This is a genomic window from Nonomuraea sp. NPDC049129 (genome assembly GCF_040648495.1).
Classification (GTDB): Bacteria; Actinomycetota; Actinomycetes; order Streptosporangiales; family Streptosporangiaceae; genus Nonomuraea.
Map to the genome: position 1 here is coordinate 84,379 of NZ_JBEZDU010000033.1, position 17,185 is coordinate 101,563.

The window sequence follows — 17,185 nt, forward strand, 5'->3', positions numbered from 1 at the left end:
TCGCAGGCATAGGGATGGAGGGCGAGGGTAGCCGCCAGGCCACGACCAGCTGAGGGCGGGAAGATCGTGACGCAGGTAGTCGAAGGGCCGGCGGAGTTGTCCAAGCGCTCCTGGTGGGGAGTGCTCAAGCGGACCGTCAAGGAGTTCAGGGACGACAAGGTCACCGACTGGGCGGCGGCGCTCACTTACTACGCGGTCCTGTCGATCTTCCCGGCGCTGCTGGCGGTCGTCTCGCTGCTCGGCGTGTTCGGCCAGTCGGCCACGCAGCCGCTGGTGGACAACCTGAGCGCGATGGCGCCGGGGCCCGCGCGGCAGATCATCGACACCGCGCTCCAGGCGTTGCAGGAGAGCCCGCGCGCCGCGAGCCTCGCCACCGTGGTCGGCCTCGCCATCGCCCTGTGGTCGGCCTCCGGCTACGTGGGGGCCTTCATGCGGGCCTCGAACGTCATGTACGAGATGCCGGAAGGCCGCCCCGTCTGGAAGACACTGCCGCTGCGCCTGGCCATCACCACCGTGCTGGTGGTCCTGATGGCGGCCGGCGCGGTCGCCGTCGTGTTCACCGGCGGGCTCGCCGATCAGGCCGGCCGGCTCCTCGGCATCGGTCAGACCGCTCTGACCGTGTGGGGCATCGCCAAGTGGCCGATCCTGGTCCTTGTCGTGACGTTCGTGCTGGCTCTGCTGTACTGGGCGGCGCCCAACGTCGTACACCCCGGCTTCCGGTGGATCACCCCCGGCAGCCTGCTGGCCGTCACGGTGTGGATCGTCGCGTCCGCCGCGTTCGGCTTCTACGTGGCCAACTTCGCCACCTACAGCAAGACCTACGCCGCGCTGGCCGGTGTCGTCGTCTTCCTGATCTGGCTGTGGATCACCAACATCGCCGTGCTGCTCGGCGTGGAGTTCGACGCCGAGCTCGCCCGCGAACGCGCCATCGAGGCCGGTCAGTCTCCTGGACGGGAGCCGTACGTCGAGCCACGCGACACCACGAAGATCGATGATGCGGACATTGACCGTACTCGTGATCAGGACAGCAGCTCCACGTAGCCCTCGCTGCCGTTCACCCGGATGAGCTGCCCGTCCTTGATGCGCTGGGTGGCGCCCTCCACGCCGACGACCGACGGCAGGCCGTACTCCCGCGCGACCACCGCGCCGTGCGTCATCACCCCGCCGACCTCCATGACGACGCCCTTCACCGAGACGAACAGCGCCGACCAGCTCGGGTCGGTGAAGACCGTGACCAGGATGTCGCCCTCCTCCACCTCGGCGTCCTCCATGCTCAGGACGACCCGCGCGCGGCCCTCCACGACGCCGGACGACACCGGGATGCCCGCCAGCGCCCCCTCGGGCCGGTCGCCCGCGTCGTACTCGCCGTTGATCACCTCGCCCTCCGAGGTGATCACTCGCGGCGGGGTCAGCTTCTGGTACGTCTCGTGCGCCTCCCGCCGCTCGGTGATCACCGCGTAGTCCAGCCGCCCGCTGTTGACCACCTGCCTGAACTCCTCCAGCGACAGGAAGTAGACGTCCTCCGGCTCCTTGATCACGCCCTGCGCCACCAGCTTCCTGGCCTCGCCCATCAGCGCCTGCTTGTACAGGCCGTAGCGCTGCAGGCACGCGTGCTTGGAGTACTCCCGGTACCCGATGAAGTGGCGCACCAGGCTCATCTGCCGCGCCGCCTTCTTCGCCTTCCGGCCGCCCACCTTGCTTCTCAGCTGGTCCAGGAGGTCGTTCATCGAGCGCTCGGCGTCCGCGCGCCCCTGCTCGACGCGGCGCTCGCGCTCGCCGGGCGGGAAGTTCTTGATGTTGCCGAGGATGAGGGGGACGAGCAGCGTCGGGTCCTCGCTCCAGCGCGTCCTGGTGATGTCGATGTCGCCCTGGCAGTGCATGCCGTACTTGTGCAGGTACTCCTCGATGGCCTGGCGCACGACGTCGCCGCCGTCGAGGTCGGAGAGCCCGGTGAAGAACGTGTCGCGCTCGGGTCCGCCCTTGCCCGCGCCCACGCCCGCGCCTTCCGCGAAATAGTCGACGACGGCCGGGTACCTCCGTACCACGTCGGAGACGTCGAGCAGGTCGAGCCCCATCGCCGCCACGACGTTGTGGTCGGCCGACTGGCCGACGGCGTCGGCGGCGTTCTTCACGCCCAGCCAGGCGTTCATGTGCTTGTTGACCCAGTTCACCGACTGGATGCCGAGGAAGGCCGCCGCCACGCTCCGCGGCTCGAACATGATGTCGGTCAGCTCGCGATGGTCCTCGATGATGAACGCGAACACGTCGTCACCGGACTTCCCGGCGATCGCCTCCCGGAGCCTGGCCACCGACTCCTCGTTCTGAGCGATGAGCTCGGGGACCACGCTGGGGTCGTCCTCGCGGGACAGCTTGAGGTATTGGCGGGCCATCGGCAGGGGCCCGCCCTTGCCGAAGTTCATCACCGACGTCTTCCCGTGGGCCAGCGACTTGACGAAGTCCTTCCGGCTCAGCACGGTGCGCAGGGCGTTGGCCATCAGCACGTCGACCTGGCCGAGGCTCTTGATCGTGACCGGCCGGGCCCACGTCGACGAGAGCTCGTTGGACATGTCCTTGTAGAACCGGTTCCCGGCCACCGCCATCTTCGGGCGGCCGAGCCACTCGTCCAGCAGGAGGAAGAACGACAGGCCGAGCGGGGTGAACGCGTCGGTCATCATCTGGCGGTGCCCGTACGAGATGTAGACGTGGTTCTTGCCGTCGTCCGAGGCCGGAACCGGGTACAGCGTGGTGATGGGACGGCTCTGCAGCACGTGGAACACACCGTCGGACAGGCCCCACTCGACGTCCTGCGGCCGGCCGAAGTGGGCCTCGATCCGCCGCCCGAGGGTCTCCAGCTGAAGGATCTGCTCGTCGGCCAGGGTCTGCGCGTTCTGCCGCCCGGCCTCCACCGGCCGCTCCTCCGTGCCGCCGTCCGCCGAGGCGCGCAGCTCCATCGTCTGGACGGAGACCACCTTGTCGATGATCTGCCCCGCCTTGACCCGGTAGGTGTCGGCGTTGACCAGGCCGGAGACCAGCGCCTCGCCCAGGCCGAAACCCGCGTCGATCGAGACCACCGTCCGGTTGGACGTGACGGGGTCGGCGGTGAACATGATGCCCGCCGCCTCGGGAAAGACCATCCGCTGCACGACCACCGAGACCTGGACCGCGCGGTGGTCGAAGCCGCTCCTGATGCGGTACGCCACCGCCCGGTCGGTGAACAGCGACGCCCAGCACCGCCTGACGTTGTGGACCACCGACTCGGGGCCGCGGACGTTCAGATAGGTGTCCTGCTGGCCGGCGAAGGAGCTCGACGGCAGGTCCTCGGCGGTGGCGCTCGACCGTACGGCACAGGGGACGTCGCCGAGGTCCGCCAGATGGGTGATGATGTCCCGCTCGATCTCATCGGGCACGGCCAGCGCCTCGATCGTCGCACGAAGGCGGGCGCAGGCGGCGGCGATAGCCGGGCGGTCGTCGGCCCGCAGACCGGCCAGCCCATCGATCAGCATGCTGACCGTGGGATCCCCCTCCACGATTGCCCGATACGCCGCAGTGGTCACGCAGAACCCGTCCGGCACGCGAACGCCGTCGATGCCGGACAGCTCGCCGAGGTTGGCGCCCTTCCCACCGACCTGGGGGAGCAGGGTCTTGTCGATCTCGTGGAAGCCGAGTACGTAGGCGCTCATCGCTGAATCCCATCTGCCCTCTCGTGTGAAGGGCTTCGAGCCACTACCAATACAGTACAGTACTGTATTGAAATCAAACCGCAGGAGGCCCCATGCCCTTCGATCACCCAGGCTCGCCGCTCGGGCCGGTCCGGCGCCGCGCGGCTAGAATGCGGTCGTGTCTCGCCCCTTCGACATGACCGGAACCTCGCAGCGGCCGGCCGGTCGGCCGCGCAGCCAGGAGGTGGACGCGGCCATCCTCGCCGCCGCACTGGACCTGCTGATCGAACGGGGCGCCGTGCTCACCAGCATCGAGCAGGTCGCCCAGCGGGCCGGCGTGACCCGGGCCACCGTCTACCGGAGATTCCCCGACAAGACCTCACTGCTGATCCAGGCCATCGAGTCGGTCCACCAAGCCCCCGAGTCGGAGGTCCTCGACTGGCCGGACATCGACCGGATGCTGACCGACTGGGCCACCTATCTGAGCATGCCGCGAAACCGCTGCATGCTCCGCAGGCTTTATGGCGCCGTGGACGACTATCCCGAGCTGCTCCAGACGTACCGCAAGTCCTACGGCGGCGGCCGCGCCTCGGCCGAGGTCACGACACTGAGCCGGGCCCGCGACAACGGCCAGCTGCCGCCGGACAGGGACCTGAACATCATCCAGCAGCTGCTCACCGGCGCGATATTGCACCACCTCGGCGCGTACCCGGACTCGACGAGCGCGGACGACGTCAAGACATACCTCACGGCCGTACTCCAGCAGATCGGCTACCACCCCTGACAGGCAAGGCCTTCCCTTTGGGCGCTTCGCGCTATAGAAGTCAGGCTGTGTTTTATGGGGGCTCAGCGCCCCCCATGCCCCCACAAAAGCATGGTCCTCGCTTCGCTCGGGCACCCTTATTGGGGGCTTCGCCCCTGGGCGAGAGGCTTGCCAGCCCCTCGCGCTCCCCGGCATTTAGCCGATTCGACCCCGTCCAGTACTTCGGCGGTAGGAAACGGGCTGCGCAAGTTGCTGCCATAAACGCAAGGCATTAAGATCATCCGCAGCTCCTTTTCGCCGAGCAAGGCTTCGGTGTGACCGTTCCCGCGCCTAATGCGCGTTCGAGGACCGGTCGAGCATTGCCATATGTTCGGAGCGTCGGGCGCCCAAAGTGGTTAATCGATGTTCTCCCTCTGATCCGAAGGTTCCTTATGGATATTTCGAATATCGCTCGTTCCGCCATGATGGTCCTTGCGACCGCTGCCCTGGTCTCGACAGCTTCTGCCTGCGGGGGTAGCGCCGACACCGCAGGTAGCGCTGAGACTGCAGGTAGCGCCGACACCGCAGGTAGCGCCGACGCTAAGTCCGTCGACAAGGCGGCACTGATTGCCGCCATGACGAAAAAGGCGCCGGAGACTAAGGATCTCCCAGCTTCGACCCTCGACTGCATGGTTGGCGCGATGATGAAGTATGGCGACCAGCCCACGCTGCAGGGCATCGTCGACGGCAAGCTGGACGTCAGCAACGATTTCAAGGCTTTCGGCGCAAAGGAGAAGCAGGTGCAAAGAGCAGTCAGCAATTGCACATAGCGCTGCCCCACCCCGATGGTCAACCGGCCTGACAAGCAAGGACCTCCCCTTTGGGCGCTTCGCGCTATGGGAGGTCGGGCTGTGTTTAATGGGGGGCTCGGCGCCCCCCACTCCCCCACAAAAGCATGGTCCTCGCTTCGCTCGGGCGCCCTTATCGGGGGCTTCGCCCCCCGGGCGAGGGGCTTGCCAGCCCCTCGCGCTCCCCGGCATTCGGCCGATTCGACCACGTCCAGTTCTTCGGCAGTCGAAAGCGAGCAGCGCATTGTCGTCCGGGGGGCGCCGGAGTTGGTCGGCAGCGAAACCCAATTATTCGAGCCCTTACGCATTTCCGCATTAACAGAATTGTTGACCGCCGGTGACCCGCTCTTTCTTCCGCCCTGATGACGGGCCGTGACCCTTGCGGTGACCTCCCGAAGCGGCACGGCCGGCCGTGAGCGGTCAACCCCAGAGCCGGATCCTCCGCCAGACTCATGACGAGTCACCGCGTTCGGCTCGTGATATGCCCCCACACCCAGCTCAGCCAGTTCCAGCCGAGCATGCCACTCACGATGATGACGACGCCGGCGGATAGACCGAACGCGGTCAGCATCACTTGTAGATCCATTCAAATCTCTCCATGAGCGAGGGGTGTGGGGCGGCCCGGTCGAGGCCCTCCGGCGGAGAGCGGGCCGCCCGCCCGGCGGTTTGACGGACCGCCGGGGTCGTCGCCCGGCCCTTGCCGTCGAGTCGACAGAGGGGCAAGGGCCGGGCTGTCTATGAGGTCCGCTCAGGCAGCAGGTTCGATACGTGCACGATCAGGGCCCTGGCAAACGTGAACTCCAGCGTGGAGAGATCGATCAGCGGGACGTCCTGGAAGGCCGGCCTGCCGGAGGCGGAGAAGACGAGCCCCTTCACGCCCCACGGCTCGTAGTCGGGCGAGGTATAGACATGGGCTTCGCGCTGGAGATAAGGGCAGGCGGTCCGTGCCTCTGGGATGCACCGCAGGCATGTTGGAGGCTTGCTGAGGCGACCGGACGTGGCGGGTAGCTCCTCGTGGAACACCCAGGACAGGCGCCCGGTGCCCGGATCCATCGCAGGGTCCTCGCACACCTGGCAGAGCCGGTGCAGCATGCATTCCCGCTGCCGGATCGTGTGCATCTCCTTGTAGTTGACCTCCCCGCGCCGAGCGCACTTCTGCCGGGCCCACAGCACGCCCATAACCCAGTCGCTCGCCGCCGGATCGGCATATGACAGCCGACGCCCGCTCAGCGCCCAGACGTCGTGGATGACAGCAAGGTTGAGCGAGACGGTCTCCTCGCTGTAGGCGATGACATACGGCACCCGGAGGGCGGTCGTGGTCATGCCGCCTCCAACGCGTCCATGTACATGGCCTCGTTCACCAGTCCGACGTTCGTATCGGCGAGCGGCGGACGTTCCGGTGGCCAGTCACCGCGTCGAGCCCGCCAGATCCGGTCGGCTCCACGCGATACCTCCCAGCCGGGGCGGGCGCGCAACAGCAGGCCGCACGCCCACTGCGCATGAGCCGGGCCATCGAAGTAAGCGCCAGCCTCTGCGGGAGTCACGTCAGCTCCCCCGTCCGGTACCGCAACTCCCGCCTGGACGTGGGTCACTGCGGACAGCCGAACTCCTGTGGCTCTGGCGGCAGCTTCGGCGGATCTTCTGCTCGCACCGTTCTCCTTATGGTCGAGGGCCGGGGTCCCGTGCGGTGGATACGGGACTCGGCCAGCCCCTGCCGGTCCGGAACGGGCAGGGACGCATCCGGCAACGAGCCATGAGGACCAGGCGGCGTGCCAGAAGTCTTGATGGTCGCCCCGCGCCGTCCCTCCGGCCGCCGCCATCTGGGCTGCGGGCCAATGAGTCGCGGGGCCACCCACCCGGCGCACCGTGACGGGGGCGACGCGGCAGGCCGGGGAGTTCTTAAGCTCGATCGCCAGCATCAGAGTGCCGCCTGCTCGACCTGGGGCAGGTGGCGACGCCGTGGTGGTTCGGCTCGCGGGCAGGCGACGCGATCCACGCGGGGATCGGCCTGCTCGGACAGGTACACCTTGCCGTTGGCGGTGCGCATCCCGCTGACGATCTCGCCGTATGCGACGCACTGTGTGGTGTGGTCGTTCAGGGCGTTCTGGTGCTCAGACTCCAGGAGGTCTGGATGGGCCGAGGAGAGACCGTGGTCGGTCTGCCGACGCCGAGTAACCTCGCCGTCGGCAGACCTGCTCGGGGCGTCAACGCCCGGTCTGGCGGGCGGTCGCGTAGGGGGTACGGACCCGTGGCTGTCCATGTCCTGGACGGTAGAGGCGGCATGTCATGCACATCGCGTTATCGAGACGTCCAGGACCTTGCGGCGTTACCGTCAAAACGTCCCCGACGTCCTCAGTCCCCCGAGGTGCACCGTGGCCGACGCTGGTTGCAGGACGAACTCGCCTTCCACGCCTTCGACGCCAGTGGTCCGTCGGAGAGGCACTAGGAGCTGAGACATCCGTGCTATGGCCAGACGCCCTTCGCAACACCCTCAAGACTGGGCCGGATCGCGAAGTCCTGACCGTCTATCCGTATCGCTCCGTGTGTCCAAAGTCGATCTGGTGCAATCTGATCAACTCCGCGGGCGACGAGATCGTCTTCGCCGACTACACCAACTACTTCTTGTGGCTCGAACACCCCAACCTCGCAACGCTCCTTGAGCGGAAAGCCCAGCAGGGATGCAAGATCTGGTTCGTGGTCGGAGACCCGGACAGCGACGTGACCCGTCGCCGTGAGGAGGCGGAGGGCGCCCCGTTGACCGTTTCGACCCGCATCCGGATCACTCTGTCCGAGATCGAGCGGCTGCGGGACGTCGCGGGGGTGGAGGCCCGGTACGGCGATGAGCATCTCGCCATGAGTGTCTTCCGATTCGACTCCGAGATGCTCGTCACCCCGCATCTGTCCAAGCTGGTGGGGCACGACTCACCGATGCTGCACCTGCGGCGCCATCAGGACGACGGCCTGTTCGACCGGCTCGCGCAGCACGCTTCCGAGCTTTGGCGCAATGGCCGTGAGGTGTGGGAGCGGCCTCAGGGGCTGGGAGGCGGATCCTCCTGACTGTGTTCGGGTTGGAGCTCCCGATCTCTTGGTGGTGAGGTCGGAGGTGTACTAGTTCAATTCCTGGTAGGACTAGTGCACTTGTTTTCGGTAAATGTCCGGATAGGGCGCGTATAGCCGACGGCATCGATACCGTGTGCGCATGGCACTTGATACGGCGTACGCATCCGTGCGGCGGGCGGATGTCGAAGACCATCAGGCGGTGTTGGACGTCCTCGCCGTGGCGTTCATGAACGATCCCGTCGCCTGCTGGGCCTTCCCTGAGGCGGGCGAGAGAGGTCGGCTGCAGCCGCGCTTCTACCGCTCCTTGCTCAGCCATCCCGCCGGGGAGGCATACCTGATCGGCCGTCGCGAGGGGGCGTCGGTGTGGCTGACGTTGGCGGCGGGCCAGACGCTCTCTGCGGAGCATCCGGTCTCTGAGGGGCGTCCGGATGCACCAGAGACGGGCCCGGACATGCTCTTCAGTGAGAGCAGTGCGCGGGCGCGGGCTCTGGATGAGGCGCTGGCTGAGCGGCACCCCGCTCACGAACCGCACCTCTACCTGCCGTGCATAGGGGTGGTCGGCGAGCGGCGGGGGGCCGGGCTGGGCTCGGCGATGCTGCGGCACCGGCTGGCACGAGCGGACGCCGACGGGCTCGGCACTTATCTGGAGGCGAGTTCGCCCCGGAGCCGTGCCCTCTATCTGCGGTACGGATTCGAGAATCTCGGCGAACCGCTTCGCGTGGCCGACAGCCCGCTCCTGTGGCCGATGTGGCGCCCACCCAGCCGTTGACGGCGACGTACGACAACGCCGCCGACTCGCGGCATCCAGCAAACACAGCGGTACCCAATAACCACGAGGGAAGAACAGATGAACGACGAAGCAGCGGCCAACGTTGATCGGCGCCCGCCGACCCTGGTGTTCGTCCACGGCACCAACTCCTCGTCCGCCCTGGCATCCGGGCTGATCACCGAACTCAACCTGCGCGGGCACCGGAGCGTGGCCGTCGACCTTCCGGGACACGGCGGCGAGGCGTTCTTCCCCCGTGGGTACCAGGCGCCGCAGGATCTTGAGGCGCTGGCGACCGAGCCGTCGCCGCTCGCCAAGATCACCATTGACGACTATGTCGAGCGGGTCGCTGATGTGGTGCGCCGCGCCCGCCGCCACGGGCCGGTGATTCTCGCCGGCGTCGACCAGGGCGGTGTCACCGTGAGCAGGGTCGGCAACGCCATCCCCGATCTGCTCGACCGGGTGGTCTATGTCGCGGCGTACTGCTGCGTCGACCTGCCGAACATGGCCGCCTATCTCGAAACGCCGGAGAACAGCGAGAGCCTGTTCCCCCAATTGACCGCGGCGATGGTCGCCGACCCGGCGGCCCTGGGGGTGAGCCGGCTCAACTGGCGTTCGGCCGACCCGGCGGTGTTCCAAGGCGTCAAAGCGGCCCTTGCCGGTGACTTCACCGACGAAGGTGTGAGCCGGCTGCTCAACCTGCTCGAACCAGACGAGACCGCCACCATTCCCATGGCCGAAGCCCGGGGCCAGGCGGAGACCTGGGGCCGGATTCCCCGTACCTATGTGCGCTTCACCCTCGACCGGCTGGTTCCGCCGGCGCTGCAGGACCGGTTCATCAACGAGGCCGACCGCCTCACTCCGGACAACCCGACTGACGTGCGAAGCATCGCGGCGCCCCATTTCGGGCCGTTCGACCGGCCTGAGCTGGTGGACATCTTCGCCGAGCTCGCCGGCCGCTGATCTCACCCCGGGGTTCCCGGCCATGCGGCATGGAACGGGTTGGAACGTAGTGGAACGCCATATCTCCAGGGGGCCGCCTCACAAACGGATGCGACGACATCATTCGCCGCACATCCTTGGGGAGAACAACCATGAGCATTCAGTACGGCGTCACCGCGGTCACGGCGCAAGCGTCCTTTCTCCAGGGCGGCATCGCGGCCCGGTACCTGCCTTCGGCCGACGTCGCTCCGTTCGCGGTGCGCCGGGACCCCTACGTCCGCGCCTCGGGGACGCAGGGCATCGACTGTTCGATCAACCAGCACATCCCGACCTGCCGATTCCCGACGACCGATTGCACCAACCGCTGCCCTGACACGCCGACCGGTTCCTTCTGCCCGACCCGCGAGTTCGTGTGCTAGCCGATGGTTCTCGCTCTGCCGGAACTCACCACGTACCTGCTGGATCGGCGGCACGTTCACCCGGAGGCGGTGGTCGACGGTGGTCTCACCATCGTCGACGCGTCCCGCCGCAATCACAACGTCCTGGTGAGTGCTGAGCCGGCGGTCGGGCTGTTCGTCAAGCAGGGTCGTTCCGATCCGGTCCAGTCGGCTACCGGCTGGACCGGGAGCGGATCGCTGGCGCACGAGGCGGCGGTCTACTCTCTGCTCGACTCACTACCGCGCCCTTCCAGCGGCGGGGGGATAACGGGAGCACTGCCGCGCTGCCGTGGATTCGACGCCGACCGCGATCTGCTCATCCTGGAATCGCTGCCGGACGCGTCGGATCTCACCTCGTACCACTCTCGTACGCGCCGTTTTCCGGCCACCGTCGGAACCCGGCTCGGGACCGCGCTCGCCGACCTGCACGAGCGCGCCTTTCACGCGGCGCGGCGAAATCCGGCGGACTTTCCCGGGCGGCTGCCCTGGGTGCTCGGGATCGACCGTCCGGGAACGGCGTTCTACCGCGAGATGAGCAACGCGGGCCTCGAACTCGTCCGCATCCTGCAGTCGTCCCCGGAGCTCCGGGCGGCGCTCGCGGCACTGCGTACCGGCTGGCGTCAGGATGCCTTCGTCCACCACGACGTCAAATGGGACAACTGCCTGGTCCTCGCGGGCGGGGCGTCGGGGCGGCGTACCCGGATGGCGCTCGTCGACTGGGAGTTCGCAGACCTGGGAGACGCGTGCTGGGACGCCGGTTCGGTGTTCGGCTCCTACCTCGGCTGCTGGCTGGCCTCGATCCCGGTGACCGGCAGCGAGCTGCCCGACCGCTATCTGGAGCTGGCCGAGTACCCGCTGACGCGCATGCGGCCGGCGATGGGCGCGTTCTGGGCGGCGTACGCCGGCGCGCGCGGGTGGGACGCCGCGACGGCGGACGCGGCGCTGATCCGCAGCGCCCGCTACGCCGGGGCGCGCCTGCTGCAGTCGGCGTACGAACGGGCCCAGGGTGCTGCCCGCGTCTCCACGACCGTGGTGTGCCTGGCCCAGCTGGCGGAGAACGTGCTGGTACGGCCGGAGGAAGCGGTCGAGCATCTGCTCGGTGTGCCTTTGCGAGGCGAACCTGGCCGACTGGGTGTACCCCTGCGGCGAGAAGCTGATCTGGTCGGCGTGAGCCTGCAAGGAGGGGCTGATGAGTGACAGCCGCGCGTTGGTGGCCGAGGCCGTCGCCGCGACGCGTATTCACCCGCCGACGCGCTACACCTGGTTCGGGCGAATGTCGCCCCGGCTGACCGCACGCGCCGCCCGGGTGCTCAGCCCGCGTGCCAGCCGGGACTATCTGGTGCACCGGCTGGCCGGTCAGTTGTACGGCGACTTCTACCGGCGCGGCCGGGCCGAGCCGCCGCGCTGGAATGTCCAGGGGTCGTCCGCGAGCCGTAGCGGCTTCGCGGCCGCGCTGTCGGCGGCGAACCGCGGGCAGGGATATCTGGACGACGGCTGGCACGTGCGCGGAATCGACGAGCGCGGGGTGATGGTCGCCAAGAACGGGCTGGAGCTGACCGTCCACGCCACCGAGCTGTCGGGCGTACCGGTCGTCGGTGAACGGGCCGCGATGCGGCTGCCCAAGGAGCTCTTCGAGATCTCCCCGGGCTTCTACCTGGCCCGCGCCGACCGCCCGATGGACACCGGGCCGAGCGGCCGGGTGGTGCGGTTGTACTGGAACCTCCGCGCGGACGGTGCCGTCCCGTTCGTCGGGGCCGCGACGCGGCTGCTCAACTCGGCGGGCGCGGCCTTCCAGCTCAAGGTGTTGAACGACCCCGGCGCCTTCAGCCGGTGCGACGCGGGGGTGGTCTACCTGGCCCGTGACGACTACCCGGAGCTGGCCGACCTGATGCTGGCGCTGCATGCCGAGATCGGTGGGTTCCTGTCGCCTCGGACACCGGTGTTCACCGCCGAGCTGGCGCCCGGCCTGGGGTTCGCCGAAGATCCGGGAACGGGGGAGAGCTTCGGGGAGCACCGCTGCCGGCTGCTCGCGGAGGCACTGGTGCGGTCGCACGAATCGGGGTGGACGGACGACGCGGCCAGACTGGCGGCCGTCGAAGAACGCTTCGCCCGCGCCGGGATCGACCTGGACGCCCCGCACCTGAGCCCTGACCCGCCCGCAGACCTGGCTCTCGCCCCATGACCGCGCCGCTTGGCGGGCCCGCGGCCGAGCAGTTGACGGTCGCGGTGGCGATCGGCGAGCGGCTCGTGAAGGAGGCTGTCTGGTCGGGGGAGCGCTGCAACTGGGTCGGTGCCGAGCCGGTGGACCTGCGGGACCGAGTCGGTGCGCTGACGTATCGGGCGCTGGGCCCCAATCTGTACGTGGGCAGCAGTGGCGTCGCGTTGTTCCTCGCCCAGCTGGCCGCGACCACCGGCCAGGACGAGCTCCGTCCGACGGCGCTGGCGGCGATGCGGCACGCGATCTCCAGGCGCGACGACGTCAGCTCGGCCGCCCGTCTGGGCTTCTACAGCGGCTGGGCCGGAATGGCGGCGACCGCGCTGCGCATCGGCCGACTGCTCGACTCCTCGGAGCTCGTCGACGCTGGGAGCGGCCTGCTCCACGACCTCGCCCAGCAGCTCAGTGAGGTGGCGGAGTGCGGAGAGCAGGAGCGCGACCTCATGTCCGACGCGGCAGAGGGCGGGGGACAGGAGCGCGACCTCATGTCCGGGGTGGCGGACGGCGGGGAGCAGGAGTACGACCTCATGTCCGGAGTGGCCGGGTCCGTTCCGGCATTCGCCCTTGCATACCGGTGCACCGGCGACGAGCGGATGGCCGAGGCGGCGGTCACGGCGGCCCTCTGGTTGGGGAGATCCGCCAGGAAGTCCCGTACCGGCTGGTCCTGGCGCTCGCCCGGCCTGCGCAACCAGCACGACCTCACCGGCCTCTCGCACGGGGCGGCGGGGGTCGCCGTGGCCTTTCTGGAGGCGTACCGGCTGACCGGCGAGGAGATGTTCGCGACGGGGGCCCGCAACGCGATGCGTTACGAGGACCGCTGGCTGGACGTTGGGGAGGGCAACTGGCCGGACTTCCGGGAGAACACCGCCGACCGCCGCGCCCGCACCTTCGTGACCCTGTGGTGCCATGGCGCGCCGGGCATCGCGCTGTCCCGGCTGTACGCGTACAAGCTGCTCGGCGAGGCGCGGTGGCGGCATGACGCGATGACGGCACTCGCCACCACGGAGCGGGTGACACGCCCGCTGACGAACGGCGGCGGGGCCGACTTCTCGCTCTGCCACGGGCTCGCCGGCAACGCGGAACCCTTCGAGGAGGCCCGCGAGGTCCTCGGCGCCGTCGGCACGGTCATCCCACGGCTCGGCGCCGACGCCGTCGGCATGGACATCCCGCGGCTTGTCGCCGACCACGGTCTGGAGCGGTACGCGCGCACCGGTGTGAGCTGGCCGTGCGGGACTCATACCGCGGAGACCCCGAACCTGATGCTCGGTCTTGCCGGGATCGGCTACTTCTACCTGCGGCTGGCCGTGCCGCAGGTCCCGTCCGCGCTGTTGCCGGTTCGGTGGGACCGGTGACCGATCACGGCCACAGCAGCAGGCGGGCGACGGTGACGGTGCCGATCGCCACGATCAGGGTTCGTAGCACCGCGGGGCTGAAGCGGCGGCCCACGCGGGCGCCGATCTGGCCGCCGAGAGCGGACCCGAGCGCGATGAGTATGACGGCCGTCCAGTCGAAGTCCGCGACGAACAGGAAGAAGAGCACGGCGACGGCGTTCACGACGGCGACCAGAACGGTCTTGATGGCATTGAGGCGATGCAGGGTCTCGTCGAGGAGCATGCCCATCAGGGACACGTAGATGATGCCCTGGGCGGCGGCGAAGTAGCCGCCGTAGACGCTGGCCACCGTGAGGCCGATGTACAGCAGCGGACCGCCGTCCCGGCTGCCGGGGTTACCGCGCGATTCGCGGCGGCTTCGTACGTACCTGCTGATCAAGGGCTGGAACGCGACCAGGACGAGGGCGAGGCCGACCAGAGCCGGCACGATCGTCTCGAACGCCGTGGCGGGCAGCGTCAGCAGGAGCGTGGCGCCCGCGAGCCCGCCCAGCATGGCACCCACGCTGAGCTTCAGGATGCGACGGCTCTGACCGCTGAGTTCGGCCCGGTAGCCGATGGCTCCGCTGATGGAGCCGGCGATCATGCCGAGCGCGTTGGAGACCGTGGCGGTGACCGGCGGTAGGCCCGTGGCCAGCAGAACGGGAAAGGTGATCAGTGTCCCGGAGCCGACCACGGTGTTGATGGTGCCGGCGCAGACCCCGGCCACGAACACCGCGAGCATCTCTCCCGGCGTCACGCCGTGCGTCCCGCCGCCGCATCGCCGCCGGTGCCAGTCAAGATTTCCATGTGGATGACCTTATGCGGCGAATGCTTCGCCGCTCACCAAAGCATGCAGGCGCGCACCGCCTCTATCGGCGCTCTCTGAGGCAGGTAGGCGCCTACTTCCCAGGGCAGAAGACCGCCTTGGCCACCTGGTCGATGGCGGCTGGGGAGAAGTCCCTGTTGCTCACGCTCAACGTGGCGGACACGGCGAGCTGCAGGCGGCCATCGGGTGAGGTGAAGGTCGTGGCCACGAAGCCGGACCCGCTGCCCCCGATCGCCTGCAGTGCGGGCTCGCTCCCGCACAGGCGGGCACCGGGGGAAGGCTGGGGCGGCGCGTCCTCCGGCGGGTCGGTGATCACCCGTTGCAACGACGCCGGCAGCAGCTTGCCCTGGACGAACGCGCGCTGGAAGGCGCTGACGTCACGTGCGGTAGAGATCACTCCGCCGGCCGCGTACCCGTAACTCGCGTTGAGCCGGTCCATGTCGCGCAGCTTGCCATCGGGGCCGGGGTAGTAGCCATGCCCGTGCGGGCCCTTGATGGCCGCGGGCGGCTTGGTGGGCAGGTAGGTGTGGTTCATCCCGACAGGGGCGAAGACGCGCCGGGCGAGCTCGGCGGACAGGGGGTGGCCGGTCACCTTCTCGATGATCATGCCGAGGAGCATGTAGTTAGTGTTGGAGTAGGAGAACTTCTCCCCCGGCGCCCCCGTCCGGGGCAGGCCGCGGGTGGCCTTCACCAGCTCGACCGGAGGGTGGTAGGTCGTGAAGTCGAAGTCGTCGAACAGCTCGGATGCGAAGAAGTCGGGGATGCCGGAGGTGTGCCGGATCAGCTGTCGTACGGTGATCTCATCGGCCCGCTCAACCAGGTCCTGCTGAGCCACTTGCGGCAGGACATCGCTGAGTTTGTCATCCAGGCCGAGCTTGCCCTCCCTGACCAGTTGCAGCAGCACAGTGGCCGTCATCTGCTTGGTCTGGGAACCGACACGGTAGCGGGAGCCGGCGGGGATCTTGCCGCCCTTGCCATCGAGGAGGCGGGAGCCGGCCGAGCCCTGGCCGACGCGCTTGCCGTCGACGTACACCTCGCCGATGGCGCCGACCACTCCGGTGGTCTTCGCGAGAGCGTTCAACGCCTCCTGTACGTTCCCGGTCCGCGGTCGGTCGGCGGCGGTGGCGGGTGCGGCGATGCTCAGTGCCAGCATCACGCAGGCCAGACCGGCAGTACGAGCTGCGGTCGTACTATTCACAACAATGGTCCTCTCCTCGCGGGAGCGCGCGGGGAGCATTCGGCAGGGCCAAGACGCTCCCAGCGTGCTGACGTTCGAGGACTTTCTAGGCCGACGGCTGTTTCCTCACCGTTTCCGCAGGCAGTGTGGTGGCGGGCCAGGCTACGCGCAGCCGTTCGGCCTCGTGTTCGGCTTGCGAGACTCCGGCGTGGAAGGCTGGTTGCCAGGACGCCACGTCTGACAGGTCTGAACCGAACGCCTCCAGCGAGGGGGCATCGGGACTGACCGCCACGGCCGTGTCCGCGCCGAGCCCGTCGAGTGGCTCGCGGGGGAACAGGTGCGCCAGCGGCTCGACGAGCAGCACAACGCGGGCGCCGGCGGCCAGGGCGACGTTCGCGCCGCCTGCCAAGGCGCCGTCCATGTACCGGTGGCCGTTGATCGTGATGGGCGGGTAGGCGCCCGGTACGGCGGAGCTGGCCGCCACCGCGGCCACCAGCGGCGCGCCGCTGTCGCGGTCCCAGACCTTCGGCTCGCCGCTCTCAGCGTCGACGGCGGTGATGAGCAGCCGCCGGTCGGGCCATTGGCGCGCGGTGATCAGGGACTCCATCAGGGCGATGCGTTCCGCCTCAAGCATGGTGGGAGCCTCGAGGGCGATGCGGCCGACCCGGCGCCGGGCCTCCTGCGGTTCCAGGGTGGGGTCGCCGAGCACGGTGAAGACCTCGGCCATCCGCGCCGGGTCCGTTCGCGGGTGCGTCTGCGGGTCTGTCGGCGAGGCGGTGGTGCGCCCGTCCCGGTCCTGCCGAGGGTCGCGGTCGGGACCTGTGCGGGTGGCGAGCCGGTCGAGGTCCTGACCGGTCGCCAGCATGGCGCCGACGATCGCCCCGGCTGAGGTGCCGACGATCAGGTCCGCGTCCGCGAGGTCCACTCCGCGGTGCCGCAGCCCGGCGGCCAGGCCCGCCATCCAGGCCGTCCCGGGGACGCCTCCGGGGCCGAGGACCAAAGCCCGCGAAGTTCTGCTCATGACTTCCCTCCCCAATGGATCGGTACGGGAACAGCCTCGGACCTCAACCAAGGTTGAAGTCAAGCCGGCTCGTCGCTCCTCGCGGTGCCGGTGGTGTGAGAGATTAGAAGGATTCGTGGAGG

Annotated in this window: 17 protein-coding genes; 10 read left to right on the forward strand and 7 right to left on the reverse strand. The window is 68.7% G+C overall.

The window, feature by feature from the left end:
• Positions 1-66 precede the first annotated feature (66 nt).
• Complete coding sequence (locus AB0B64_RS53205) at positions 67-1,041, forward strand: YihY/virulence factor BrkB family protein (protein ID WP_357939258.1); 975 nt, start codon at positions 67-69, stop codon at positions 1,039-1,041.
• Here the strand turns inward: AB0B64_RS53205 and rph are convergent.
• Positions 1,020-3,680 carry a rifamycin-inactivating phosphotransferase gene (gene rph / locus AB0B64_RS53210; protein ID WP_358200837.1) on the reverse strand — a complete coding sequence of 887 codons (2,661 nt, stop codon included), beginning with the start codon at positions 3,678-3,680 and terminating at the stop codon, positions 1,020-1,022. The two genes, AB0B64_RS53205 and rph, sit on opposite strands and share 22 nt — an antisense overlap.
• Positions 3,681-3,837: 157 nt before the next feature.
• On the opposite strand from rph, the gene AB0B64_RS53215 reads away from it, so the two are divergent.
• Both AB0B64_RS53215 and AB0B64_RS53220 read left to right on the forward strand, forming a co-directional pair.
• Positions 3,838-4,443, forward strand: coding sequence for a TetR/AcrR family transcriptional regulator (locus AB0B64_RS53215; RefSeq protein ID WP_357939262.1), 606 nt, complete (start codon positions 3,838-3,840; stop codon positions 4,441-4,443).
• A 410-nt stretch (positions 4,444-4,853) separates the two neighbouring features.
• The gene (locus AB0B64_RS53220; protein ID WP_357939264.1) at positions 4,854-5,231 is read left to right on the forward strand and encodes a hypothetical protein; all 378 of its coding nucleotides are present in this window, start codon (positions 4,854-4,856) and stop codon (positions 5,229-5,231) included.
• Positions 5,232-5,709: 478 nt separating this feature from the next.
• On the opposite strand, the gene AB0B64_RS53225 is transcribed toward AB0B64_RS53220, so the two are convergent.
• The 3 genes from AB0B64_RS53225 to AB0B64_RS53235 form a co-directional block, all read right to left on the reverse strand.
• Complete coding sequence (locus AB0B64_RS53225) at positions 5,710-5,835, reverse strand: hypothetical protein (RefSeq protein ID WP_357939266.1); 126 nt, start codon at positions 5,833-5,835, stop codon at positions 5,710-5,712.
• A 149-nt stretch (positions 5,836-5,984) separates the two neighbouring features.
• Positions 5,985-6,572: a hypothetical protein gene (locus AB0B64_RS53230; protein ID WP_358200859.1), complete on the reverse strand. Its 588-nt coding sequence runs from the start codon at positions 6,570-6,572 to the stop codon at positions 5,985-5,987.
• Between the two features lie 595 nt (positions 6,573-7,167).
• On the reverse strand, positions 7,168-7,509 hold the full coding sequence (locus AB0B64_RS53235) for a hypothetical protein (protein ID WP_358200864.1): 342 nt from the start codon (positions 7,507-7,509) through the stop codon (positions 7,168-7,170).
• A 281-nt stretch (positions 7,510-7,790) separates the two neighbouring features.
• On the opposite strand from AB0B64_RS53235, the gene AB0B64_RS53240 reads away from it, so the two are divergent.
• The 7 genes from AB0B64_RS53240 to AB0B64_RS53270 all read left to right on the forward strand — a co-directional run bounded on the left by AB0B64_RS53240 (position 7,791) and on the right by AB0B64_RS53270 (position 14,021).
• Complete coding sequence (locus AB0B64_RS53240; protein ID WP_357939276.1) at positions 7,791-8,306, forward strand: hypothetical protein; 516 nt, start codon at positions 7,791-7,793, stop codon at positions 8,304-8,306.
• A gap of 142 nt (positions 8,307-8,448) precedes the next feature.
• Positions 8,449-9,078: a GNAT family N-acetyltransferase gene (locus AB0B64_RS53245; protein WP_357939278.1), complete on the forward strand. Its 630-nt coding sequence runs from the start codon at positions 8,449-8,451 to the stop codon at positions 9,076-9,078.
• 78 nt (positions 9,079-9,156) lie between these two features.
• Positions 9,157-10,038 (forward strand): alpha/beta hydrolase, encoded by an 882-nt coding sequence (locus AB0B64_RS53250; RefSeq protein WP_358200884.1) that lies wholly within the window; start codon positions 9,157-9,159, stop codon positions 10,036-10,038.
• Between the two features lie 131 nt (positions 10,039-10,169).
• A complete protein-coding gene (locus tag AB0B64_RS53255) occupies positions 10,170-10,436 on the forward strand; it encodes a hypothetical protein (protein ID WP_357939282.1) in 267 nt (88 codons plus the stop codon).
• A 3-nt stretch (positions 10,437-10,439) separates the two neighbouring features.
• Positions 10,440-11,651, forward strand: a complete 1,212-nt coding sequence (locus AB0B64_RS53260; RefSeq protein WP_358200894.1) for a phosphotransferase — start codon at positions 10,440-10,442, stop codon at positions 11,649-11,651.
• Complete coding sequence (locus tag AB0B64_RS53265) at positions 11,644-12,636, forward strand: T3SS effector HopA1 family protein (protein ID WP_357939286.1); 993 nt, start codon at positions 11,644-11,646, stop codon at positions 12,634-12,636. Before AB0B64_RS53260 ends, AB0B64_RS53265 begins: the two co-directional genes overlap by 8 nt.
• Positions 12,633-14,021, forward strand: a complete 1,389-nt coding sequence (locus AB0B64_RS53270) for a lanthionine synthetase LanC family protein (RefSeq protein ID WP_358200908.1) — start codon at positions 12,633-12,635, stop codon at positions 14,019-14,021. The genes AB0B64_RS53265 and AB0B64_RS53270 overlap by 4 nt, the downstream gene beginning before the upstream one ends.
• A gap of 4 nt (positions 14,022-14,025) precedes the next feature.
• Here the strand turns inward: AB0B64_RS53270 and AB0B64_RS53275 are convergent, their stop codons facing one another.
• The 3 genes from AB0B64_RS53275 to AB0B64_RS53285 form a co-directional block, all read right to left on the reverse strand.
• Positions 14,026-14,796 carry a sulfite exporter TauE/SafE family protein gene (locus AB0B64_RS53275; protein WP_357939290.1) on the reverse strand — a complete coding sequence of 257 codons (771 nt, stop codon included), beginning with the start codon at positions 14,794-14,796 and terminating at the stop codon, positions 14,026-14,028.
• A 142-nt stretch (positions 14,797-14,938) separates the two neighbouring features.
• On the reverse strand, positions 14,939-16,063 hold the full coding sequence (locus AB0B64_RS53280) for a serine hydrolase domain-containing protein (protein ID WP_358200919.1): 1,125 nt from the start codon (positions 16,061-16,063) through the stop codon (positions 14,939-14,941).
• A gap of 85 nt (positions 16,064-16,148) precedes the next feature.
• Positions 16,149-17,063, reverse strand: coding sequence for a patatin-like phospholipase family protein (locus tag AB0B64_RS53285; protein WP_357939294.1), 915 nt, complete (start codon positions 17,061-17,063; stop codon positions 16,149-16,151).
• Positions 17,064-17,185 lie beyond the last annotated feature (122 nt).

Excerpts from the sequence above, each read along its gene's own strand:
- AB0B64_RS53245 (WP_357939278.1), top strand. The coding sequence starts at position 8,449 with ATGGCACTTGATACGGCGTACGCATCCGTGCGGCGGGCGGATGTCGAA.
- AB0B64_RS53270 (WP_358200908.1), top strand. The coding sequence starts at position 12,633 with ATGACCGCGCCGCTTGGCGGGCCCGCGGCCGAGCAGTTGACGGTCGCG.
- AB0B64_RS53255 (WP_357939282.1), top strand. The coding sequence starts at position 10,170 with ATGAGCATTCAGTACGGCGTCACCGCGGTCACGGCGCAAGCGTCCTTT.
- AB0B64_RS53225 (WP_357939266.1), bottom strand. The coding sequence starts at position 5,835 with ATGGATCTACAAGTGATGCTGACCGCGTTCGGTCTATCCGCCGGCGTC.
- AB0B64_RS53250 (WP_358200884.1), top strand. The coding sequence starts at position 9,157 with ATGAACGACGAAGCAGCGGCCAACGTTGATCGGCGCCCGCCGACCCTG.
- rph (WP_358200837.1), bottom strand. The coding sequence starts at position 3,680 with ATGAGCGCCTACGTACTCGGCTTCCACGAGATCGACAAGACCCTGCTC.
- AB0B64_RS53230 (WP_358200859.1), bottom strand. The coding sequence starts at position 6,572 with ATGACCACGACCGCCCTCCGGGTGCCGTATGTCATCGCCTACAGCGAG.
- AB0B64_RS53265 (WP_357939286.1), top strand. The coding sequence starts at position 11,644 with ATGAGTGACAGCCGCGCGTTGGTGGCCGAGGCCGTCGCCGCGACGCGT.
- AB0B64_RS53220 (WP_357939264.1), top strand. The coding sequence starts at position 4,854 with ATGGATATTTCGAATATCGCTCGTTCCGCCATGATGGTCCTTGCGACC.
- AB0B64_RS53260 (WP_358200894.1), top strand. The coding sequence starts at position 10,440 with ATGGTTCTCGCTCTGCCGGAACTCACCACGTACCTGCTGGATCGGCGG.
- AB0B64_RS53285 (WP_357939294.1), bottom strand. The coding sequence starts at position 17,063 with ATGAGCAGAACTTCGCGGGCTTTGGTCCTCGGCCCCGGAGGCGTCCCC.
- AB0B64_RS53235 (WP_358200864.1), bottom strand. The coding sequence starts at position 7,509 with ATGGACAGCCACGGGTCCGTACCCCCTACGCGACCGCCCGCCAGACCG.